At 69.8% G+C, this 20951-nt stretch carries 19 protein-coding genes and 1 pseudogene; 11 read left to right on the forward strand and 9 right to left on the reverse strand.

Annotated features, from left to right (window positions below):
• The 3 genes from ID574_RS61225 to mgrA all read left to right on the forward strand — a co-directional run.
• A partial coding sequence (locus ID574_RS61225; RefSeq protein WP_223168093.1) for a hypothetical protein occupies positions 1–298 on the forward strand: 298 nt, incomplete at its 5' end.
• Between the two features lie 122 nt (positions 299–420).
• Entirely contained in the window at positions 421–2511 is a 2091-nt protein-coding gene (locus tag ID574_RS54930; RefSeq protein WP_188197068.1) for a S9 family peptidase, read from the forward strand.
• On the forward strand, positions 2508–3509 hold the full coding sequence (gene mgrA / locus ID574_RS54935; RefSeq protein WP_188197069.1) for an L-glyceraldehyde 3-phosphate reductase: 1002 nt from the start codon (positions 2508–2510) through the stop codon (positions 3507–3509). The genes ID574_RS54930 and mgrA overlap by 4 nt, the downstream gene beginning before the upstream one ends.
• On the opposite strand, the gene ID574_RS54940 is transcribed toward mgrA, so the two are convergent.
• Positions 3478–5853 carry a lysylphosphatidylglycerol synthase transmembrane domain-containing protein gene (locus ID574_RS54940; protein ID WP_188197070.1) on the reverse strand — a complete coding sequence of 792 codons (2376 nt, stop codon included), beginning with the start codon at positions 5851–5853 and terminating at the stop codon, positions 3478–3480. The genes mgrA and ID574_RS54940 overlap by 32 nt on opposite strands.
• A 228-nt stretch (positions 5854–6081) precedes the next feature.
• Between ID574_RS54940 and ID574_RS54945 the strand changes: the two genes are divergently transcribed.
• Complete coding sequence (locus ID574_RS54945) at positions 6082–8088, forward strand: molybdopterin-containing oxidoreductase family protein (protein ID WP_223168094.1); 2007 nt, start codon at positions 6082–6084, stop codon at positions 8086–8088.
• On the opposite strand, the gene ID574_RS61230 is transcribed toward ID574_RS54945, so the two are convergent.
• Both ID574_RS61230 and ID574_RS61235 read right to left on the reverse strand, forming a co-directional pair.
• Complete coding sequence (locus ID574_RS61230) at positions 8075–8473, reverse strand: GNAT family N-acetyltransferase (RefSeq protein WP_223168099.1); 399 nt, start codon at positions 8471–8473, stop codon at positions 8075–8077. The two genes, ID574_RS54945 and ID574_RS61230, sit on opposite strands and share 14 nt — an antisense overlap.
• A gap of 123 nt (positions 8474–8596) precedes the next feature.
• Positions 8597–9010 (reverse strand): annotated as a pseudogene (locus ID574_RS61235) (GNAT family N-acetyltransferase); the annotation flags it as partial.
• Positions 9011–9085: 75 nt separating this feature from the next.
• On the opposite strand from ID574_RS61235, the gene ID574_RS54955 reads away from it, so the two are divergent.
• Positions 9086–9535 (forward strand): hypothetical protein, encoded by a 450-nt coding sequence (locus ID574_RS54955; protein WP_188197072.1) that lies wholly within the window; start codon positions 9086–9088, stop codon positions 9533–9535.
• 4 nt (positions 9536–9539) lie between these two features.
• Here ID574_RS54955 and ID574_RS54960 read toward each other — a convergent pair whose 3' ends face one another.
• Both ID574_RS54960 and ID574_RS54965 read right to left on the reverse strand, forming a co-directional pair.
• Positions 9540–9923 carry a VOC family protein gene (locus ID574_RS54960; protein ID WP_188197073.1) on the reverse strand — a complete coding sequence of 128 codons (384 nt, stop codon included), beginning with the start codon at positions 9921–9923 and terminating at the stop codon, positions 9540–9542.
• Positions 9924–9955: 32 nt separating this feature from the next.
• On the reverse strand, positions 9956–10765 hold the full coding sequence (locus ID574_RS54965) for a class I SAM-dependent methyltransferase (protein WP_223168095.1): 810 nt from the start codon (positions 10763–10765) through the stop codon (positions 9956–9958).
• A 103-nt stretch (positions 10766–10868) separates the two neighbouring features.
• Here ID574_RS54965 and ID574_RS54970 point away from each other — a divergent pair, with 103 nt between their 5' ends.
• The 3 genes from ID574_RS54970 (at position 10869) to ID574_RS54980 (ending at position 13955) form a co-directional block, all read left to right on the forward strand.
• Positions 10869–12674 carry an acyl-CoA dehydrogenase gene (locus ID574_RS54970; RefSeq protein ID WP_188197075.1) on the forward strand — a complete coding sequence of 602 codons (1806 nt, stop codon included), beginning with the start codon at positions 10869–10871 and terminating at the stop codon, positions 12672–12674.
• Between the two features lie 65 nt (positions 12675–12739).
• Positions 12740–13666, forward strand: a complete 927-nt coding sequence (locus ID574_RS54975; protein ID WP_188197076.1) for an MBL fold metallo-hydrolase — start codon at positions 12740–12742, stop codon at positions 13664–13666.
• A gap of 64 nt (positions 13667–13730) precedes the next feature.
• A complete protein-coding gene (locus tag ID574_RS54980; protein WP_188197077.1) occupies positions 13731–13955 on the forward strand; it encodes a hypothetical protein in 225 nt (74 codons plus the stop codon).
• Here ID574_RS54980 and ID574_RS54985 read toward each other — a convergent pair.
• Positions 13952–14245 (reverse strand): Dabb family protein, encoded by a 294-nt coding sequence (locus ID574_RS54985; RefSeq protein ID WP_188197078.1) that lies wholly within the window; start codon positions 14243–14245, stop codon positions 13952–13954. The two genes, ID574_RS54980 and ID574_RS54985, sit on opposite strands and share 4 nt — an antisense overlap.
• 81 nt (positions 14246–14326) lie before the next feature.
• On the opposite strand from ID574_RS54985, the gene ID574_RS54990 reads away from it, so the two are divergent.
• Genes ID574_RS54990 through ID574_RS55000 form a run of 3 tightly spaced genes read left to right on the forward strand, consistent with a single transcriptional unit; the run spans position 14327 to position 17145 of the window.
• Positions 14327–15058, forward strand: coding sequence for an NUDIX hydrolase (locus tag ID574_RS54990; RefSeq protein ID WP_188197079.1), 732 nt, complete (start codon positions 14327–14329; stop codon positions 15056–15058).
• Positions 15059–15074: 16 nt separating this feature from the next.
• Positions 15075–15977 carry a hypothetical protein gene (locus ID574_RS54995; protein WP_188197080.1) on the forward strand — a complete coding sequence of 301 codons (903 nt, stop codon included), beginning with the start codon at positions 15075–15077 and terminating at the stop codon, positions 15975–15977.
• Entirely contained in the window at positions 15970–17145 is a 1176-nt protein-coding gene (locus ID574_RS55000) for an adenylosuccinate synthetase (RefSeq protein WP_188197081.1), read from the forward strand. The genes ID574_RS54995 and ID574_RS55000 overlap by 8 nt, the downstream gene beginning before the upstream one ends.
• A 56-nt stretch (positions 17146–17201) precedes the next feature.
• Here the strand turns inward: ID574_RS55000 and ID574_RS55005 are convergent, their stop codons facing one another.
• The 3 genes from ID574_RS55005 to pdhA are packed head-to-tail and all read right to left on the reverse strand — an operon-like array spanning position 17202 to position 20800.
• The gene (locus ID574_RS55005) at positions 17202–18716 is read right to left on the reverse strand and encodes a dihydrolipoamide acetyltransferase family protein (RefSeq protein WP_188197082.1); all 1515 of its coding nucleotides are present in this window, start codon (positions 18714–18716) and stop codon (positions 17202–17204) included.
• A gap of 12 nt (positions 18717–18728) precedes the next feature.
• Positions 18729–19709: an alpha-ketoacid dehydrogenase subunit beta gene (locus ID574_RS55010; RefSeq protein ID WP_188197083.1), complete on the reverse strand. Its 981-nt coding sequence runs from the start codon at positions 19707–19709 to the stop codon at positions 18729–18731.
• Positions 19706–20800 (reverse strand): pyruvate dehydrogenase (acetyl-transferring) E1 component subunit alpha, encoded by a 1095-nt coding sequence (pdhA, locus tag ID574_RS55015; protein ID WP_188197084.1) that lies wholly within the window; start codon positions 20798–20800, stop codon positions 19706–19708. Before pdhA ends, ID574_RS55010 begins: the two co-directional genes overlap by 4 nt.
• Positions 20801–20951: the final 151 nt, after the last annotated feature.

Here is a 20951-nt window from a genome sequence, read left to right on the forward strand (position 1 = left end):
CAAAACCGTCAATCCAATGACGGGGTGTTACATGTGTGATGCACATGCACTGGCTTTTAACACACTGTTGAGTTCTCAAGAAACGGACGCGTCTTCCGGCGCTTTCGTTTCGGTCTTCCGTTGTGTCTTAATTCTTTCAGCCGCTCTAGCCCCTGTCAAATTGACCGGACCGGCTGGAAACAACTCTTCTAACTTACCAGCCCGCAGACGGATCAGCGAACCGATCTTCGCGACCGGCGAGTCAGAAGGGATTGCCGGCAACCACGGCACAGCACACACACCAAAGTCACCTGAGTGATGGAGGAGGGATGTGCCGCATCTCGTCGGCTCTTAAAGATTAGCAGCGGCTCTCGACCGCTCGGGACAGTTCGTCGCGTTCTACGGACACAGAACGATCACGACCGAACATAGACTCCCCACGTGAGCAGCTACACGCCACCAGTGGCAAAGAAGATCCCTACTGAGCGAACCCACCACGGCGACACCGTCATCGACGAGTACGCCTGGCTGAGCAACAAGGAAGATCCCGACACCAAGGCCTACTTGGAGGCGGAGAACGAGTTTCTCAAGCAGCAGACCGCTCACCTCGCCGACCTCCAGGAGCAGGTGTTCCAGGAGATCAAGGGCCGCACGCAGGAAACCGACCTGTCGGTGCCCAGCCGCAAGGGCGCGTGGTGGTATTTCAGCCGCACCGAGGAGGGCAAGCAGTACGCGGTCTCCTGCCGCGTCCCCGCCGACGGCGAGGCGCCGCCGGAGATCGTGCCGGGGGTCCGGCTCGACCGCGAGCAGGTGATCCTCGACGGCAACGAGCTCGCCGGCGACAGCCCGTTCTTCTCGATCGGCACCAGCGCCGTCACGCCCGACGGCACCATGCTCGCCTACTCGACCGACTACAAGGGCGACGAGCGCTTCACGCTGAGATTCAAGAACCTCGAGACGGGCGAGCTCCTGCCCGACGAGATCAAGGACATCTTCTACGGAGGCGCCTGGTCGGCCGACGGCTCGACGTTCTTCTACACGCGCGTCGACGACGCCTGGCGCCCTTACCAGGTCTACCGGCACACCCTCGGCACCCAGGAGGACGTCCTGGTGTACGAGGAGACCGACGAGCGCTACTGGGTGGGCATCGGGCTCACCCGCAGCGAGCGGTATCTGGTGCTCGGCGCAGGCAGCAAGATCACCAGCGAGGTGCGCGTCCTCGACGCCGCCGACCCCACGGGCGAGTTCAAGGTCGTCCGCCCGCGGAAGACCGGCGTGGAGTACAGCGTCGAGCACGCCGGCGACTTCTTCTACGTCCTGCACAACGAGAACGCCGAGAACTTCGAGGTGGCCACGGCCCCGCTCGACGAGCCCGGCGCCTGGACGCCGATCATCGCTCACCGCGACGACACCAGGCTCCTGGAGATCGACGCGTTCGCGGACCACGCCGTCGTGCACTTCCGCCGCGACGGGCTGACCGGCCTGCGCGTCCTGCCCTACGCGGGCACGATCCAGGAGTGGCGGGAGCGGATCGAGGCGGCCGAGCGGAACGCGTACGAGATCGACTTTCCCGAACCGCTCTTCGACGTGGGCCCGGCCGGCAATCCGGAGTTCTCGACCAGGCGGCTCAGGCTGGCGTACACGAGCATGGTCACCCCGCCCAGCGTGTACGACTACGAGCTGGACACCCACGAGCTCATCCTGCTCAAGCGCCGCCCCGTCCTGGGCGGCTACGACCCGGCGGACTACGAGCAGTTCCGTGAGTGGGCCACGGCGGAGGACGGGACGAAGATCCCGGTCTCGATCGTGAAGCGGAAGGATGCCGCCAAGCCCGCCCCGACCGTGCTGTACGGGTACGGAAGCTACGAGACCTCCATCGACCCGAGTTTCTCGGTCCCCAGGCTGTCCCTGCTGGACCGCGGGTTCGTCTTCGCGGTCGCGCACGTCAGGGGCGGCGGGGAGATGGGCCGCCGCTGGTACGAGGAGGGCAAGCTCACCAGGAAGCGCAACACGTTCACCGACTTCGTGGCCGTGGCCAGGCACCTGAAGGCGACCGGCTGGAGTGAGCGGATCATCGCCAGGGGCGGCTCGGCGGGCGGCCTGCTGATGGGCGCCGCGGCCAACCTGGCGCCGGAGGAGTTCGCGGGCGTGGTGGCCGAGGTGCCGTTCGTGGACGCGCTCAACACCATTCTCGACCCGTCGCTGCCCCTCACCGTGATCGAATGGGACGAGTGGGGCGATCCCCTGCACAACCCTGACGTGTACGCCTACATGAAGAGCTACACGCCGTACGAGAACGTGGACGGCAGACCGTACCCGCCGATCCTGGCGATCACCAGCCTGAACGACACCCGCGTCCTCTACCACGAGCCGGCGAAATGGATCGCCAGGCTGCGGGCGACCGCGAAGGGCGGCCCCTTCCTGCTCAAGACGGAGATGGGAGCCGGCCACGGCGGGCGGAGCGGGCGCTACGACGCCTGGCGCGAGGAGGCCTTCGCGCTCTCCTGGATCATCGAAAGGGGCACCTCATGACCACCTACCAGGCCGACGAGCGACGCTACGAGCGTCAGCCGTACAACCGCAGCGGCCGCAGCGGTCTGAAGCTGCCCGCGGTCTCCCTGGGCCTGTGGCACAACTTCGGCGACAACCGGCCGATCGAGAACTCGCGGGCGATCCTGCGGCGGGCGTTCGACCTTGGGGTGACGCACTTCGACCTGGCCAACAACTACGGCGTCCCGTACGGCTCGGCGGAGAAGAACTTCGGCCGCATCCTGCGCGATGACTTCGCCCCCTACCGGGACGAGCTGATCATCTCCACCAAGGCCGGGTACGACATGTGGCCCGGCCCGTACGGCGAGTGGGGCTCGCGCAAATACGTCCTGGCCAGCCTCGACCAGTCACTCAAGCGTATGGGCCTGGACTACGTGGACATCTTCTACAGCCACCGTCCCGACCCGGAGACGCCGCTGGAGGAGACGATGGGGGCCCTGGACCGGGCGGTGCGCTCCGGCAAGGCGCTGTACGCGGGCATCTCCAACTACTCGGCCGAGCAGACCACCCAGGCCGCGCGGATCATGCGGGAGCTGGGCACACCGCTGCTCATCCACCAGCCGTCGTACTCGATGATCAACCGGTGGATCGAGGACGGGCTGCTGGACGCGCTGGAGGAGGCGGGGATGGGCTGCATCGTCTTCTCGCCGCTGGCCCAGGGCCTTCTGACCGACCGCTATCTGGACGGGGTGCCCGCCGACTCGAGGGCCGCCACCAGCCGCTTCCTGAGCGAGGACAAGATCGATCGGCAGCTGGCCCGCGATCTCAATGAGATCGCCAGGGGCAGGGGGCAGACGCTGGCTCAGATGGCGTTGTCGTGGACGCTCAGGGACCCGCGGGTGACGAGCGTGCTCATCGGCGCGAGCAGCGTGAAGCAGTTGGAGGACAACGTGGCCTGCGTGGACGGCCCCGCCTTCACGGAAGACGAACTCGAGGCCATAGCCAAAATCACAGGGACTCGTGCCGCTGGAGGTAGGTGAAGGAGGCCCAGCCGGGCAGCACCGGGAGCCAGAACGTGAGCAGCCGGTACAGCAGCACGGCCGACGTGGCCACCTCCCGGGGCACCCCCGCTGCGATCAGTCCCAGGATGAGCGCGGCCTCGACCGCGCCGAGCCCGCCGGGCGTGGGCGCGGCCGAGCCGATCGCGTTGGCCGTGAGGTAGACGACGGCGACGGCGGTGAAGCTGATCTCGCCGCCGAACGCCGCCACGCACGCGTTGAGGCAGGCCACGAACGTGATGGTGATCATGAGGGTGCCCACGCCCGCCTCGATCATCTTGAGCGGCGACTGCAGCACGTCGAGCAGCCGGGGCAGCACGTTGCCGAACAGCTTGCGTAGCCGCGAGGTGAGCATCCTGCGCACGGGTGGCACGCCCAGCACCACGACGACCAGCAGCGCGATGGCCAGCAGCGCCACGACGAGCCCGCGCGACGGCGTGAAGGAGGTGGTGGTGGTCGAGCCGGTGATGTAGGCGAACAGCAGCAGCAACGCGATGTGGAAGACCAGCATGATCAGCTGTGAGGCGCCCACGCTGGCCACCGCGCTCGCCGGCGTGATGCCGCGTTTCTGCAGGTAGCGAGTGTTGATCGCGACCGCGCCCACGGCCGGCGGCGCGACGAGCTTGACGAACGACGACGCGAACTGCACGAGCACGGTACGCCAGAGGGGCAGCGGCTCGGGCACGAACCCGCGCAACATCAGCGCCGCGGCCACGAAGCTCCCGAACGAGGCGACCAGCGCCAGCCCCGACCACGCCCAGTTGGCGGTGGTGATCACCTGGTAGACGTCCACCTGGCTGAGCTGGGACAGCACGATGTACGCGGCGATCGTGCTGGCGATAATGGTGATCAGCGTGCGCGGACGGAACCGTTCGAGGCGTATCTCCTCGACCTTGCCTTCCGGCTTGAGCGCGACGATCTGCTCGCGGAGCGCGGCCAGGAGGTTTTTCTGCTTGGCCAGGGCCGCGCGGGTCTCCCGGGTCAGGGCGATGCGCTGGAGCAGCGGCAGGGCGGCGGCCAGCGCCTCGGGGCCCATCACGGCCGCCGCGGCCCGCACCGAGCGCTCGGGGCCGACGCGCAGCGCCAGGTAGGTGAGCAGCTGGGCGACGTCGAGCCGGAGCAGCAGGTCGCCGGCGGCGATCTCGCCGCTGCGCGCGTCGGTCAGGACCACGCGGCCGGCCCGGTCGAGGTGGATGCTGTCGCCGGTGAGCCGCCGGTGCGCCAGACGCTGGACCTGCAGCAGCTCGACCTGCTCCCAGATCTGGGCGAGCAGGGCGTCGTCGATCTCCGCGTCGGGCACCCCGTCGAGGGGGCGGGTCTCGATGTGCTCGTAGGCGAGCAGCGCGGCCTCGGTGCCGATCTCGCTGGTGCCGAGCAGGCGGGGCGTGCTCGCGCCGGCCGCCTGGGCGGCGTACGCCATGAGCGCCTCGCGCTCCAGCTCGGCTCTGAGCGACCTGATGGCCCGGCGTCTGGTCTCGGAGTTGAGCCTGATGCGCCGCCACAGCCGGTACGGCAGCCCGGCCACCTGCCGGTCGCGGTCGAGCACGGTGACGTCGAGGCTGGTGCCGTCCCTGAGCCCGATGGCGTAGCGGCGGCTGCCCTGGTGGTCGTCCTCGATGCGGCGGGCCGAGACCACGGAGAACGACAGCTTGCGGAGCGCGGCCACCACGGCGCTGCCCGGCGGTCTGGTGTTGGGGCTGCCGACGCCGTACAGGGTGGCGTAGCCGATGGCCATGCCGACCACCACGGTCACGATGGCGCTCGGCAAAGTGATCTGCCGGCCGGAGAAGAAGGCGAGGATGTAGAGGGCGATCGTGGTCCACATCAGCATCCGCCACGTGGGGCGGCGGGAGATGCGGACGGCCGTGGCGTAGGCGACCACCGAGGTGAGCAGCGTGTTGAGCGGCTCGATGTCGCGGTTGCCGGTCAGCAGCACGCGCAGGTCGTCGACGTTGCCCCCGACGAGCCACTGCCCGAGCAGGAACGACCCGGCCATGCCGACGATCGCGGCGATCAGTCCCTCGGCGACGCGCAGCCCGTCGCGGTGGAAGACCCGCTCGACGGCGAACGCCGCGGGCACCACGAGCACGGCCGCGCCGCCGAGGAAGGCCGCGATCCTGCTGAGCAGCGGGACCAGCTCGGTGCCCTCCTTGACGTCCTCCTCCAGGCCGATGAGCGTCTGCTTGGCGACCAGGGCGAGGAGGATGACCGCGCCGAGCACGACGAGCGTGGCGAAGAAGCGCAGCAGGTCGGAGGGGCGGCGCAGGCGCTGAGGCAGGAGCGGCTCCACGACGTAGACGTCGGTTTCCGCGCGTGACTCGGCCACGGCTGGATCCCCCTCCGCGAGGTCCCCCGTGTCAGCTCGTTCCCTGATATCGGCCACCGACAGCGATTCTGCACCTTCCCGGTCGGACCGTGCGATCTTTACCTCCAGTGTCCCCGATTGTGCCCGCGGCCGCGGCACTGGTCCCCGCCCCCATCGGTATCGCACCCCGCGGGACGGCGTCCAGCAGCGCGGTGGCCCGAGACGCAGGAGCGAAATACGCTGTGTCCCATGTCGGGTGAAATGAGGATTTTGGGGGCATGTCCGCTGGACTGCCCGGACACGTGCTCCTGGATCGTCACCGTCGACGACGGCAAGGCGGTCAAACTACGCGGCAACCCCGATCACCCGTACACCAGAGGCGCACTCTGCGTGAAGGTCAACCGCTATCTGGAGCACACCCAGGCGGCCGACCGCATCCTCTACCCGATGCGCCGCGTCGGGCCCAAGGGCTCGGGCCGGTTCGAGCGGATCACCTGGGACGAGGCGCTGGAGGAGATCTCCGCGCGGCTGCGCGCCATCGTCGACGAGCACGGCGGCGAGGCCATCTGGCCGTACCTGGGCACCGGCACCCTCGGATACCTGCAGGGGTGCGAGGGCGTGGCGGGCCGCCGGTTCTGGAACCTGCTGGGCGCCTCCAAGCACTGGCTCAACATCTGCTCGGCGGCCGGGAGCAGCGGTCTCAACCGTACGAACGGCACCGCGGCCGGCATGGACCCGGAGAACTTCGCCCTGGCCAAGCTCATCCTGCTCTGGGGCACCAACACGCTGACCAGCGGCCACCACCTGTGGAAGTTCATCCAGGACGCCCGGGCCAACGGCGCGTACGTGGTCGCCATCGACCCCATCCGCACCAGGACCGCCGACCAGGCCGACGAGTACCTGGCGATCAGGCCGGGCACGGACGCGGCGCTCGCGCTGGGGCTGCTCAACGTCGTGCTCGCGGAGAACGCGCAGGACGAGGAGTTCCTGGCCGAGCACACCGAGGGCTGGGAGGAGTTCCGCCAGGAGATCCTCGGCCATCCCGTCGAGAAGGTCGCCGAGATCACCGGAATCCCGGCCGCGGCCATCCACAGCCTGGGGACGAGACTGGCCCGTACGCGCCCGACCGCCATCCGCGCCACGCACGGCCTTCAGCGGCACGCCGGCGGCGGCACTGCGCTGCGCACGATCGCCACGATCCCCGGCGTCACCGGCGACTGGCGGCACCCTGGTGGCGGCGTGGCGTTCTCGACCAGCGGCCACGTGCACCTCTCCGTCGATCAGCGCGACGACCTGCTGGCCAAGCCGGTCCGCACGCTGGTCATGACCAAGCTGGCCTCCCAGCTGCACGATGTGAAGTGCCTGTGGGTGTACGCGGCCAACCCGCTCGGCTCGACCCCCGACGCGAACGCCATCAGGCGCCAACTCGCCCGCGAGGACCTGTTCACGGTCGTCATGGAGCAGTTCCCGACCGACACCGTGGACTACGCCGACATCGTGCTGCCCGCGACCATGCAGACCGAGCACTACGACCTGCACGCCGGCTACGGGCACATGTACCTGCTGTGGAACGAGCCCGCCGTCGAGCCGCCGGGCGAGTGCCTGTCCACGACCGAGACGTTCCGCCGGCTGGCCGCGCACATGGGGATGACGGAGCCGTCGCTCTACGACTCGGACCTGGAGCTGGCCGAGCAGCTGCTGTCCAGTGGGCACCCGTCGCTGGAGGGCATCACCCTCGACCGGCTGCGCAAGGAGGGCTGGGTGCGGATGAACTATCCCAAACCGTTCGCCCCGTTCGCCGAAGGCTTCCCGACGCCGTCGGGGCGGCTGCGCTTCCCGCGGGCCGGTCAGGCGTACGTCCCGTCGTACACGGCCCGGGAGTCGGGGCGCTCGCCGTACCCGCTGGCGCTGGTCACGCCCGCCTCGCACACGTTCCTCAACACGATCTTCGGCAACAACCCGGAACTGCGGCGCCGCGCCAAGGACCCGGTGGTGCTGGTCAACCGGGCCGACGCGGCGGCGCGCGGCCTGGCGGACGGCCAGCGGGTACGGGTCCACAACGACGGCGGCGAGTTCCTGGCCGACGTGGAGATCAGCGACCGGGTGTCGGCCGGGGTGGTGGCCTCGCAGAAGGGCCGCTGGCCGAAGCTCAGCCCGGGCGGCGCCAACCCGAACGCCGTCGTGGCCGAGCGGGACGCCGACATGGGCAAGGGCCCCGGCTATCACGACAACCTGGTGGAGATCACCGCAGTTTAAGCTTGTAGCCCACGTGGGAGGCCGTGAAGCCGAGCGAGTCGTAGAAGCGGTGGGCGTCCGTGCGTGAGTTGTCGGACGTGAGCTGCACCATGGCGCAGCCGCGGGCCCGCGCCCGGTCGACGGCCCACTGGATCATCTGGCGGCCGAGCCCCTGGCCGCGCGTGGACGCCGCGACCCTGACGGCCTCGATCTGGCACCGCTCGGCGCCCAGCCGCGACAGCCCGGCCAGGTACGTCAACTGCATCGTGCCCACCGCCTTCCCGTCGCGCTCGGCCACGATCAGCTCGTCGTGGGGGTCGGCGTCGATCCGGTCGAAGGCCGCCAGATAGCGCTCGTCGGCCGGGTCGCCCTCGCGTTCGGCGCCCAGCGGGTCGTCGGCCAGCATCGCCACGATCGCGGGCACGTCCTCCCTGCGGGCATGCCGGAAGATCAGGGACAGCACGTAGTGGGTCTCCGGGACCTCGACGCCCGACGGCTCCCGCGTGATCGTGCCGACCTTGCCGCTCGGCACGAATCCCTTGCGGACGTAGAACGCGCGGGCGGCGTCGTTGCCGTCCACGACCCAGAGCTGCGCCTGCTCGGCGCCGGCGGCCCGGGCCCAGCCGACTGCCGCGTCGACCAGCCGGGAGCCCACGCCCGCACCCCTGGCCTCCGGCGCCACCCACATGGACAGCAGATAGGCCCCGGACTCCTCCAGGAGCATGCACACGAGCCCCACGTCCACACCGTCGCCGGTCTCGGCCACCCACCACCGCGACTCCGGATTGCTCAGCCGTTCAGTCCATTTCTCCGGCGGGAACGCCACCTCCCGCTCGTAGGTGGACGCGAAGGACTCCGGCGAGTCCTGGAGCGCCCGCAGCCGGACGTCCCGCAGCCGCTGCCCGTCTCCCGCCCCGAGTTGCACGATGCCGATTTCTCGCATGTCCGAATCATGTCAGGGACGGCTCAGGGTCCGTCCCCGATGCCCTCAAGGGATCCTCAAAGGCACGATCGAGACATGAACGAAATCAGTCGACGCGATGAGGTCTCGCTTTCGGGCGCCGCCCTGCGTGGCGCCCCTTGGAAGACCGCCGCCATCGGCGGCGGAGTCGTGACCGCGGCCAGCTACGGGATGGGGCTGCTCACGGACGGCGGCGACCTGGTGTGGGCGCTGGGCCTCGGCATCAGCCTGTTCGCCCTGATCGCCGCGATCGGTGCGGTCTCCAAGCCGAACGACGGCGACCGGGTGACCCGCCAGGCCCGCCTCTGGTCGCTGCGGCATCCGTGGAAGTTCGCGCTGCTGCCCGCGGGCATCACGGCGGTGCTGGACTACCCGGTGCAGCTGGTGCTGGACGGCGAGGGGGTCTTCGGGTCGGCCTGGCACGCCCTGTGGCACGGCGCGCTGGTCTACCTGATCGCCGGCATCCTGACGCTCACGATGCGGGGCCGGGCGCGCGACGCCCGGTGACCGCTCAGCCCTGTGACTCCCGCTCGGCCTCGTTCCGGCACACGCAGAACTCGTTGCCCTCGGGATCGAGCATCGTCACCCAGCCGCTGCCGTCGGGCTGGCGCAGATCGGCGTGAACGGTCGCGCCAAGCCCGATCAGCCGCTCCACTTCCTCGTCCCTCGTCCGGCCCTCCGTCGCCATGACGTCGAGGTGCACCCGGTTCTTCACGGTCTTACCCTCGGGCACGCGCTGGAACAGCAGAAACGGGTCCTGCCCGGTCCGCACCATGACGTCGTCGTCGCCCGGTTTGTCCCCCTCTCCCAGGGGCAGCCCCGTGGCCTTGCTCCACCAGCTGGCGATCTCGTACGGATTTTCGGCGTCGATCGTGACAGCCTGGATCTCGATCATGGGACCACACAACCGCGACACCGCCAAAGCCGTCAAGCCGGTTTTTTGTCCCACCAAACCGTGACCCACCGGTCGCGCGGCACCGGCCACATGCCGAGCTCCACCACCGTCTCGGCCACCTCCTCCGCCCTGGACGGATCCAGGCAGACCCGCCGGCACGCGCTGGCCGCCAACTCCTCCAGCGACGTGAAACGTTCCAGAGGGGCTTCCCTCTCCTCCACCTGCACCGCGAAGCCCAGCGCCGCCGCCAGCGCCACGCAGTCCTCGGCGATCGGCCGCACCGGCCGGCCCACCCCGTGGAAGTGCTGCCAGAGCGGCGTCATCCAGCTCATGGGATGGCGGTGCGGCAACTCCAGCACCACCCGCCCGCGCGTGTGACCGTCGAGCGCCCGCAGGAAGTCGGCCAGATCAGGGACGTTGTAGACCACGTGCGCGGAGATGGACACGTCGGCCACCGGCGCCTGGTCCGCCACGTCCGGCCAGCGCCCCTCGAAGGTCGTGACCGGCACCCCGAGCTTGTCCGCCCTGAGCGTGAGCCCCTCCAGCATGGCGCCCGAGGTGTCCACCGCGTAAAGGTGGCCGATGCGATCCCGCAGCGGCAGGGAGGAGGCTCCGGGCCCCGAGCCCACGTCGAGGACCGTGCCCTTGTCGGGCAGCGCCTCGGCCAGGCGGATCATGGTGGGCCCGTCGTCCGGCTCGGCCAGCGCCCGGTCGGTGCGGGTGCCGAACCGCTCCGGCGAGTGGCTCCACGGATCCTCCTGCGCTTGGGCCAGGATTTTCTCCGGTATCGCCCAGGATTCCAGTCGCTCTCGCCATCGGGCGGCGAGTTCTTCGGCGTCCATGGAGACGAGCATGCCATGCATGCCGAGGGTTACCCACGGGTAGTATTTCAGAGTAAGGTTACTCGCCAGTACATAAGCCCTCGGTTCAAGGAGATCGACACCCATGGGCCACTACAAGAGCAACGTACGTGACCTGGAGTTCAACCTCTTCGAGGTCTTCGGGCGACGCGAGATCCTCGGCACGGGGCCCTTTGCTGAAGTGGACGAGGATGTGGCCCGCAGCATCCTCGAGGAGGTCAACAGGCTGGCCACCGGGGTCCTGGCGGATTCTTTCGAGGAAGGCGACCGGCATCCACCGGTCTTCGACCCCGCGACCGGCTCCGTGAAGCTCCCCGAGGGCTTCAAGAAGTCGTACAAAGCGCTGGCCGAGGGCGGATGGACGCATCTCGACCTGCCGGCCGAGCTGGGCGGCCCCGGCATCCCGCGGAGCCTGGCCTGGGCGGCGGCCGAGATGGTGCTGGGCGCGAACCCGGCGCTGTACATGTACGGCGCGGGCCCGAACTTCGCCTACACCCTGTGGAAGCTGGGCACCCCGGAGCAGAAGCGCTTCGCCGAGCTGGCCATGGAGCGCGACTGGGGCGCCACGATGGTGCTCACCGAGCCGGACGCGGGCTCCGACGTCGGCGCCGGGCGGGCCAAGGCGACGCGGCAGCCCGACGGCAGCTGGCACATCGAGGGCGTCAAGCGCTTCATCACCAGCGCCGAGCAGGACATGACGGAGAACATCTTCCACCTGGTGCTGGCCCGCCCCGAGGGCCACGGCCCCGGCACCAAGGGCCTGTCGATGTTCCTGGTGCCGAAGTACCACGTGGACCTGGAGACCGGCGAGCTCGGCGAGCGCAACGGCGTCTACGTCACCAACGTCGAGAAGAAGATGGGCCTGAAGGTCTCCACGACCTGCGAGCTCACGTTCGGCGACAAGCACCCGGCGGTCGGCTGGCTGGTCGGCGAGGTGCACGAGGGCATCAAGCAGATGTTCATGGTGATCGAGCACGCCCGCATGATGGTCGGCACCAAGGCCATCGCCACGCTCTCCACCGGCTACCTCAACGCCCTCGAGTACGCCAAGAACCGGGTCCAGGGCGCGGACATGACGCGGATGACGGACAAGACCGCCCCGCGCGTGACCATCACCCACCACCCGGACGTGCGGCGCGAGCTCATGTTGCAGAAGGCGTACGCGGAGGGCATGCGGGCGCTGGTGCTCTACACGGCCACGTTCCAGGACGCGATCCTGATCGACCCGGACGACCGGCACGCGGACGAGATGAACGACCTCCTGCTGCCGATCGTCAAGGGCGTCGGCTCGGAGCGGTCGTACGAGCTGCTCTCCCGCTCGCTGCAGACCCTGGGCGGCTCCGGCTACCTGCAGGACTACCCGATCGAGCAGTACATCAGGGACGCCAAGATCGACTCCCTGTACGAGGGCACGACGGCGATCCAGGGTCTCGACCTGTTCTTCAGGAAGATCCTGCGCAACCAGGGCTCGGCGCTCGGCTCGCTCCTGACCGAGATCAACGAGTTCGCCGGTTCCGAGGCGGGCAACGGCCGGCTCAAGGAGGAGCGCAAGCTGCTCGCCGAGGCCGCCGCCGAGGTCAAGGCCATGGGCGACACCATGGCGGGCTGGGCGCTCGGCTCGCTGGAGAAGCCGCAGGAGGTCTACAAGGTCGGGCTCAACAGCACCAGGTTCCTCCTGGCGCTGGGTGACCTGGTGATCGGCTGGCTGCTGCTGCGCCAGGCCGAGGTGGCGCTGTCCAAGCTCGGTGCGAGCGAGGACCCGTTCTACCTGGGCAAGGTCGCCGCGGCCGGGTTCTTCGCCAAGACCGTGCTGCCCCGGCTGGCCGCCGAGCGGCGCGTCGTGGCCTCCACCGGCCAGGAGCTCATGGAGCTCCCCGAGGAGGCCTTCTAGACCCCGCCACCCCCGGCAGAGCGCCCGCGCAGGCGCTCTGCCGGGGAACGGAGTACCTTCGCGGCATGAGCTCCTCCGCACACGACCACCCCCTGCCGCCGCCGCGGGTCGAAGAGGTCTCCGACGGCGTCTACGCCTACGTCCAGCCCGACGGGAGCTGGTGGATCAACAACACCGGATTCCTGGCCGGGCGGCGCGGCGTGATCTGCGTCGACGCCTGCTCCACCGAGCGCCGCACGCGGCAGTTCCGCGAGGCCGTCGCCAAGGTCAGCGACCGGCCGATCACCACGCTGATCAACACCCACCACCACGGCGACCACACCTTCGGCAACTGGCTGTTCCCCGAGGCCACGATCGTGGGGCACGAGGGCGTGCGGGAGCGGATCCTGGCCGAGGGCGTCCCGGCCTACCTTCCCGCGTGGTCGCCCGAGGTGGAATGGGGCAGGATGGAGCCGACGCCGCCGTTCCTGACCTTCACCGACCGGATCACCGTGTACTCCGACGACCTTCGGTGCGAGGTCAGGCACGTCGGGCTCGCCGCGCACACGACCAACGACTCCTACGTGTGGATCCCCGAGCGGCGACTGCTGTTCTCCGGTGATCTCGTCTTCAACGGCGGCACGCCCTTCGTGCTGATGGGCTCGGTCACGGGCGCGATCGACGCGCTCGCGCAGCTCAGGGAGCTGGGCGCGGAGACCATTGTGCCGGGGCACGGCGAGGTGTGCGGCCCCGAGGTGTTCGACCGGGTCGAGGGCTACCTGAGGTTCGTGCGGGAGACCGCCGTGCGCGCTCGCGAGGCGGGGCTGTCGCCGCTGGACGCGGCCAGGGAGACCGACCTGGGCGAGTGGGGCGGGCTGCTGGACTCCGAGCGGATCGTGGGAAACCTGCACCGCGCCTACGCCGACCTCGACGGGCAGGCCGTCGATCTGGCGGCGGCCGTGCTCGACATGATCACCTACAACGGCGGACGGCCCTTGTCCTGTCTGGCCTGAGGGGTGTGATCGCCGTTACGCGGGTATGACGGTCGGCGTACTCGCCTTTTGCCTGGAGGTCGTCATGGGTGTCGGGATCAGCATCTTCTTCCTCACGCTCGGCGCCATCCTGAAGTTCGCGATCGACCCTAAAGTGTTCGGCGAGGCGGTCCGCATGGACGTCATCGGCGTCATCTTCATGATCGTGGGCGGCGTGGGCGTGGTGCTGAGCATCGTGCTGGCCCCGAAGCGGGGCCGCACCTCCGACGACCGGCTGATGCACCGGGAGAACAACCCGCCGGAGATCTAGACGCTGAGCTGCGCGGCCGCCCGCGAGGCCAGGATGGGCTTGATGTGCTGGGCGATCACGGCCTGGTGCTGCGGATGGTCGCGGTAGACGAGGTAGTCGTCGACGCTGTCGAAGTCGGCCACCACCGCGTAGTCGTGGTTGCCCTGGTTGATGCCCGCGTCGGCGCCCACGGTGTAGGAGCGCAGCTGCGGGATGACGCCGGGCAGCTTGCGAAGCTCGGCCGTCACCGCGGCCTTCTGCTCGTCGGTGGCGTCGTCGGTCCACGTGAACAGCACGATGTGGCGAATCATGGGGAAACCCTATCGACATTCCTTCATCGCCAGAGTTATTCTCAGATTGAGATTGACTCAGAGTGAGAAGGACGTGCTTCCGTGGAGGATTTCCTGGCCGAGTACAACCCGCGGCTCTACGCCCCGGTCGCGGTGACGGTCGACGTGGTGGCCCTGACCATCCGCGACCGGCGGCTGCACGTCCTCATCGTCGAGCGGGGCGTGGAGCCGTACGCGGGCGCGTGGGCGCTGCCCGGCGGGTTCATCAGGCCGGACGAGGACCTGCCCGAGGCCGCCGTGCGCGAGCTGGCCGAGGAGACCGGCGTGGCCACCAGGCCGGCGCATCTGGAGCAGCTCGCCAGCTACGGCGGCCCGGGCCGGGACCCGCGGATGCGCGTGGTGTCGATCGCCTACCTCGCCTTCGCCCCCGACCTGCCTGATCCGCAGGCCGGCACCGACGCGGCCGCGGCCGTCTGGCACCCGGTGGACGACGTGCCAACGCTGGCCTTCGACCACGCCCGCATCCTGGCCGACGGGGTCGAGCGGGCCCGGTCGAAGCTGGAGTACACGCCGCTGGCCACGGCGTTCGCAGGGGAGCTGTTCACCATCTCCGACCTGCGGCTGATCTACGAGACCGTGTGGGGCACACCGCTGCACGCGGGCAACTTCCACCGCAAGGTCCTGTCCGTGCCGGGGTTCGTCGAGGGCACCGGCCAGACCACCGAGACGGGCGGCCCCAGGGGCGGGCCGCGCGCCAAGCTCTACCGCGCCGGCGACGCCCGGCTGCTCCACCCCGCGCTGCTGCGACCGGCACGCGAGGACGAAATCCGATGACGTGAGGGAGAAACCCATGGGCAGCGGCATCTGGTCCGCGGACGTCTACTTCTCGGCCGCCCACTACCGCGCGGCCTCCGGCCGCAGCGCCTTCGCCTACAGCGACGAGGGCGCCAGGACCACCCATCCCGACCTCGACCCGTACGGCGTCACGCGCGAGAGCCGCGACTCCGCCGAGCACCCCGACTCGCTGGCCGTCGCGGTCCTGTTCGACGTGACCGGCTCGATGGGGCGGGTGCCGCGCATCCTGCAGAGCAAGCTGCCCGACCTGCTCGGGCTGCTGCTGCGCAAGGGGTACGCGACCGACCCGCAGGTCATGTTCGGCGCGATCGGCGACGCCACCTGCGACCGGGCGCCGCTGCAGGTCGGCCAGTTCGAGTCCGACAACCGCATGGACGACCAGCTCGGCTTGATCCTGCTGGAAGGCGGGGGCGGCGGGCAGATGACCGAGTCGTACGAGCTGGCGATGTACTTCATGGCCAGGCACACCTCGATCGACTGCCTCGAGAAGCGCGGCAAGCGCGGCTACCTGTTCATCATCGGCGACGAGATGCCGTATCCCCGGCTCTCCGCGCGGGCGGCCCACGACGTCATCGGCGACCGCGTGCCCGGGCGGCTCCGGGTCGAGGACATCGTCGACGAGCTCGTGACGAAATACGACACCTACTTCATCGTGCCGCGCGGGGCGAGCCACGCCGGCGACCGCCAGGTGCTGAGCACGTGGAGGCGACTGCTCGGCCAGAACGTGCTGGAGCTCGACGACCTCGACGCCGTGTGCGAGACCATCGCGCTCACGGTCGGGCTCGGCGAGCACGCGATCGACCTGGACGAAGGGCTGGAGCACCTGGTCGAGCTGGGCTCCAAGGCCGGCCGGTCGGTGCGCCGCGCGCTGGAACGGGGTCGCGGCCGGCATGAGTGAGCACGTGATCGTCGTCGACCTCGGGTACGGCGACGCCGGCAAGGGCACCGTCGTGGACTGGCTGTGCGCCACGCGGGACGTGGAGGCGGTGGTGCGGTTCAACGGCGGCGCCCAGGCCGGGCACAACGTGGTGCTCGCCGACGGGAGGCACCATACGTTCGCGCAGTTCGGGTCGGGGACCTTACGCGGGGTGCCGACGCATCTGTCGCGGTTCGTGGTGGTCGATCCGCTGGCGTTGGCGGCGGAGGCGGCGCATCTGGAGCGGCTGGGGGTGGCCGACCCCTTCTCGATGATCACCGTGGACCGGGACGCGTTGCTGGCGACGCCGTACCACGTGGAGGCGGGGCGGCGGCGGGAGCTGGCGCGGGGTGACGCGCGGCACGGGTCCTGCGGGATGGGCGTCGGGGAGGTGATGGCGTACTGGCTGGAGCACGGGCCGGCGGCGCCGCGGGCGGGGGATCCGCCGCGTGTGCTGGCGCACAAGCTGCGGGTGCTGCGGGAGGCGCTGGGGGTACAGGGGCCGCCCGTGGAGGATTGCGTGGCCGCGTACCGGGCGTTCGCCGAGCGGGTGCGGCTCGTGGACGACTCCTTTGTGGATCGGCTGGTCTCATCGGGGCCCGTGGTGTTCGAAGGGGCTCAGGGGGTGCTGCTCGACGAGAACTGGGGGTTCGATCCGTACACGACGTGGAGCACGACCACGTTCGCCAACGCGGAGGAGCTGCTCGGCGGGGTGGGGGCGGTGCGGCTGGGGGTGCTGCGGACGTACACGACCCGGCACGGGCCGGGGCCGCTGGTGACCGAGGACCCGACGCTGGAGCCGCCCGAGCCGCACAACGTGACCGGGCCGTGGCAGGGGCCGTTCCGGTCGGGGCACTTCGACGCGGTCGCCCACCGGTACGCCTGCTCGGCGGCCGGCGGCGTGGACCTCCTCGCGCTCACCCACCTCGACGTGCCGGTCTCGCGGATGTGTGTCTCCTACGATCCCCCGGTCCCCTTCGAGCGTGACATAGATCGAACCGCGCGGATGATGCGGGCGAAACCTGTTTTTGAAGAGCGTGTATCAGACTGGGTCGCCGCCGTCTCAGACGTCATGGGGGCGCCCGTGTGGATCGCATCGCACGGGCCTACCGCGGAGAGCAAGCGCGCTCTCGTGCCGGGCCCGCGGTGATCGCCGGGAGAGGGGTCCTCCCGGCGGTCACCGCTTTCCTGGACAGCCCCTCTGCCCTAGCTCCAGGCGATGATGCGGAGCGGGTCCTCCAGCATGTCGCCCACGTCGCGCAGGAAGCGCGAGCCCAGCTCGCCGTCCACGATCCGGTGGTCGAAGGAGAGCGACAAAGTCGTCACCTTGCGGACCGCGAGCTCACCGTCCACCACCCACGGCATGTCCCTGACCTGGCCGAAGGCGAGGATCGCCGTCTCGCCGGGGTTGAGTATGGGGGTGCCGGCGTCCACGCCGAACACGCCGACGTTGGTGATCGTGATCGTGCCGCCGGACATCTCGGCCGGCTGGGTGCGGCCCGCCCGCGCCGTCTCCGTCAGCTGGGCCAGGTGCCTGGCCAGGTCGGGGAGCGACAGGGCCTGGGCGTTCTTGATGTTGGGCACCACCAGGCCCCTGGGGGTGGCGGCGGCTATCCCGAGGTTCACGTAGTGCTTGACGACGATCTCCTGGGCGGCCTCGTCCCAGAAGGAGTTGATCATGGGGTGGCGCCTGGCGGCGGTCAGGACGGCCTTGGCCACCAGGAGCAGCGGGGAGACCTTGACGTCGGCGAAGTCGGGGAGCGTGCGCAGGCGCTGGACCGCCTCCATCGTCCTCGTCATGTCGATCTGGAGGAATTCGGTGACGTGGGGGGCTGTGAAGGCGCTGGCGACCATCGCCTGGGCGGTCAGCTTGCGCACGCCCTTGATGGGGATGCGCTCCTCCAGCAGCTGTGTCGGCAGTTCTGGGGCTTCCGCCGCCGACTCCTCCGCTGCCGCGTGGACGTCCTCCCGGGTGATCGAGCCCTGGGGGCCGGTGCCGGTGACGGCGGTGAGGTCGACGCCGAGGTCCTTGGCCAGCTTCCGGACCGGCGGCTTGGCGAGCACGGCCACCCGGCCGGGCGCCGTACCCGTCGCGCCGGCCTCCGCCGCACCACGTCCCCCCGACCCGGCGCCGGGTGAGACGGGGGCGCCTGGAGCGGTGGGGACGCTCGGCGCGCCGGGCGCGACAGCAGCGGCTGGAGCAGTGGGGGCGGCTCCTGGCGGGGGTGGGCCGTCCACCGCTACGCGCGCAGTGTTGGCCACCGAGTCCGCAGGGATGTCGGTCGCGGTGCGTTTGCGGGGGCGGCGTTGTGTGGCGCCGGTCTTGACGCCGTAGCCGACCAGCACCGACTGGCGTTCCTCCTTGGGAGCAGGGCTTCCGTGGGCGCCGGGCTCGACGGCGCCCTCCGCCGGCGGCTCGGGGACCATGTCCTCGGCCAGGGCCCCGCCCCGGCCCTCCGCCCCACCGCCCGCCGCGGCCTCCTCGGCGGTGTCCACGGCGATGATGGGGCTGCCCACGTCGACCGTCTGGCCCTCCTCGGCCAGCAGGCCGGCCACCGCCCCGTCCCACGGGATCGGCAGCTCCACGATGGACTTGGCGGTCTCGATCTCGACGACGATCTGGTTGACCTTGACGGCATCGCCCGGCTTGACGTGCCAGCGGACGATCTCGGCCTCGGTGAGGCCCTCGCCGACGTCCGGGAGCTTGAACTCGCGTCGCATGAGGAGCCCCTCTCAGTACCCGAAGGCGCGGTCGACGGCGTCGAGCACTCGGTCGAGGTCGGGCAGGTAGTGCTCCTCCAGCTTCGACGGGGGGTAGGGGGTGGAGAAGCCGCCGACCCGCAGCACCGGGGCCTCCAGGTGGTAGAAGCACCGCTCGGTGATCCTGGCCGCGAGCTCGGCGCCGAACCCGCTGTTCACGGGCGCCTCGTGGACCACCACGACCCGACCGGTCCGGCGTACGGAGTTCATGATCACGGGCTCGTCCAGCGGGTTGAGCGAGCGCAGGTCGATGACCTCCAGCGAACGCCCCTCGTCCTCGGCGGCCGTGGCCGCCTCCAGGCAGGTCTTGACCATCGGGCCGTACGCCAGCAGCGTGGCGCCGGTCCCCTCGCGCACCACCTTGGCCGCGTGCAGCGGCGTCCACCAGTCGGTGGAGGTGGTGTCGATGTCGGCCTTCTCCCAGTAGCGGCGCTTGGGCTCGAAGAACAGGACCGGGTCGTCGCTGCGGATGGCCTGCTGGATCATGGTGTACGCGTCGGCGGGGTTGGAGCAGGCCACGACGCGCAGCCCGGCGGTGTGGGTGAAGTACGCCTCGGGGGACTCGCTGTGGTGCTCGACCGCGCCGATGCCGCCGCCGCACGGGATCCGTACGACCACCGGCAGCTTGATCGCGCCCAGCGACCGCATCGGCATCTTGGCCAGCTGCGTGATGATCTGGTCGGCCGCGGGGAAGACGAACCCGTCGAACTGGATCTCGCACACCGGCCGGTAACCGCGCAGCGCCAGCCCGATGGCGGTGCCGACGATGCCGGACTCGGCCAGCGGCGTGTCGATGACGCGGTCCTCGCCGAAGTCCTTCTGCAGGCCGTCGGTGACGCGGAAGACGCCGCCCAGCTTGCCGACGTCCTCCCCCATGATGAGAACCTTGGAGTCGTCCTCCATGGCCTTGCGCATGCCCTCGTTGAGCGCCTTCGACAAGCTCATCACCGTCATCGCTCGAACCCCTCCAAATACGCGGCGAACTGGGCGCGCTCCTGCTCGATCAGGGCGTGGGGCTCGCTGTAGACGTGGTCGAAGATGTCGAGCGGCTCGGGGTCGGGCATGGCCAGGCAGCGCCGGCGCAGGTCGGCGCCCAGCTGGTCGGCCTCGGCGTCAATGGAGTCGAAGAACGCCTGGTCGGCCAGCTCGTTCTTGAACAGGTAGGCCTTGACCCGCTCGATCGGGTCCTTCAGCTTCCACGCCTCCAGCTCGCTGGCCACCCGGTAGCGCGTGGGGTCGTCGGTGGTGGTGTGGGCGCCCATCCGGTACGTGAACGCCTCGATGAGCGTCGGCCCCTGCCCGGTGCGCGCGGCCTCCAGCGCCTTGCGCGTGACCGCCAGGCAGGCGAACACGTCGTTGCCGTCCACCCGGATCCCCGGGAAGCCGAAGCCGGACGCGCGGCGGTAGAGGGGGATGCGGGTCTGCTTCTCCAGCGGCTCGGAGATGGCCCACTGGTTGTTCTGGCAGAAGAAGACGATGGGCGCGTTGAACACGCTGGCCCAGATGAACGACTCGTTGACGTCGCCCTGCGAGGTGGCGCCGTCGCCGAAGTAGACGATCGTGGCGGCGGTGGCGTCGTCGCGCTGGATGCCCATCGCGTACCCGACCGCGTGCAGCGTCTGGCTGCCGATCACGATGGTGTAGAGGTGGAAGTTGTGCTCCTTCGGGTCCCATCCGCCGTGGTTGACCCCGCGGAACAGGCCCAGCAGCTTCACCGGGTCCACGTCGCGGCACCACGCCACGCCGTGCTCGCGGTAGGTGGGGAAGGCCATGTCCACGTCGGTCAGCGCGCGGCCCGAGCCGATCTGGGCCGCCTCCTGGCCCAGCAACGAGGCCCAGATGCCGAGCTCGCCCTGGCGTTGCAGCGCCACGGCCTCAAGATCGACGCGGCGGACGAGCACGAGGTCGCGGTAGAGGGACCGGACCTCGTCGGGGGTCAGGTCGATGTCGTAGTCGGGGTGCTCGACCCGCTCTCCCTCGGGGGTGAGCAGCTGGACGAGCTCCGGGGGTGCGTCAGCAGCACCACGAGAGGCGTCGACTGTCACGTGCCACTCCTGTGCGGTCGGGGCCGGTCTTGATGGGGTTGCCACCCTAGGGCCGGCCTTCTAAGCGATGAACCATGTGGTGGTGGTTCGTACGCGTTTGGGGACATCGTGGCAGACGTCACAGCCCTGCGCGCAAGCCCCATGCTCTCCC

The organism is Nonomuraea sp. SYSU D8015 (genome assembly GCF_008065375.1).
Lineage (GTDB): Bacteria > Actinomycetota > Actinomycetes > Streptosporangiales > Streptosporangiaceae > Nonomuraea.

Coding starts and splice junctions, on each gene's coding strand:
- ID574_RS54970 (WP_188197075.1), top strand. CDS start 10,869: ATGGGCCACTACAAGAGCAACGTACGTGACCTGGAGTTCAACCTCTTC.
- ID574_RS54955 (WP_188197072.1), top strand. CDS start 9,086: ATGAACGAAATCAGTCGACGCGATGAGGTCTCGCTTTCGGGCGCCGCC.
- ID574_RS54995 (WP_188197080.1), top strand. CDS start 15,075: ATGGGCAGCGGCATCTGGTCCGCGGACGTCTACTTCTCGGCCGCCCAC.
- ID574_RS55000 (WP_188197081.1), top strand. CDS start 15,970: ATGAGTGAGCACGTGATCGTCGTCGACCTCGGGTACGGCGACGCCGGC.
- ID574_RS54980 (WP_188197077.1), top strand. CDS start 13,731: ATGGGTGTCGGGATCAGCATCTTCTTCCTCACGCTCGGCGCCATCCTG.
- ID574_RS55005 (WP_188197082.1), bottom strand. CDS start 18,716: ATGCGACGCGAGTTCAAGCTCCCGGACGTCGGCGAGGGCCTCACCGAG.
- mgrA (WP_188197069.1), top strand. CDS start 2,508: ATGACCACCTACCAGGCCGACGAGCGACGCTACGAGCGTCAGCCGTAC.
- ID574_RS54945 (WP_223168094.1), top strand. CDS start 6,082: ATGTCGGGTGAAATGAGGATTTTGGGGGCATGTCCGCTGGACTGCCCG.
- ID574_RS55010 (WP_188197083.1), bottom strand. CDS start 19,709: ATGACGGTGATGAGCTTGTCGAAGGCGCTCAACGAGGGCATGCGCAAG.
- ID574_RS54965 (WP_223168095.1), bottom strand. CDS start 10,765: ATGGACGCCGAAGAACTCGCCGCCCGATGGCGAGAGCGACTGGAATCC.
- ID574_RS54975 (WP_188197076.1), top strand. CDS start 12,740: ATGAGCTCCTCCGCACACGACCACCCCCTGCCGCCGCCGCGGGTCGAA.
- ID574_RS54960 (WP_188197073.1), bottom strand. CDS start 9,923: ATGATCGAGATCCAGGCTGTCACGATCGACGCCGAAAATCCGTACGAG.
- ID574_RS61230 (WP_223168099.1), bottom strand. CDS start 8,473: ATGCTGGCCGACGACCCGCTGGGCGCCGAACGCGAGGGCGACCCGGCC.
- ID574_RS54985 (WP_188197078.1), bottom strand. CDS start 14,245: ATGATTCGCCACATCGTGCTGTTCACGTGGACCGACGACGCCACCGAC.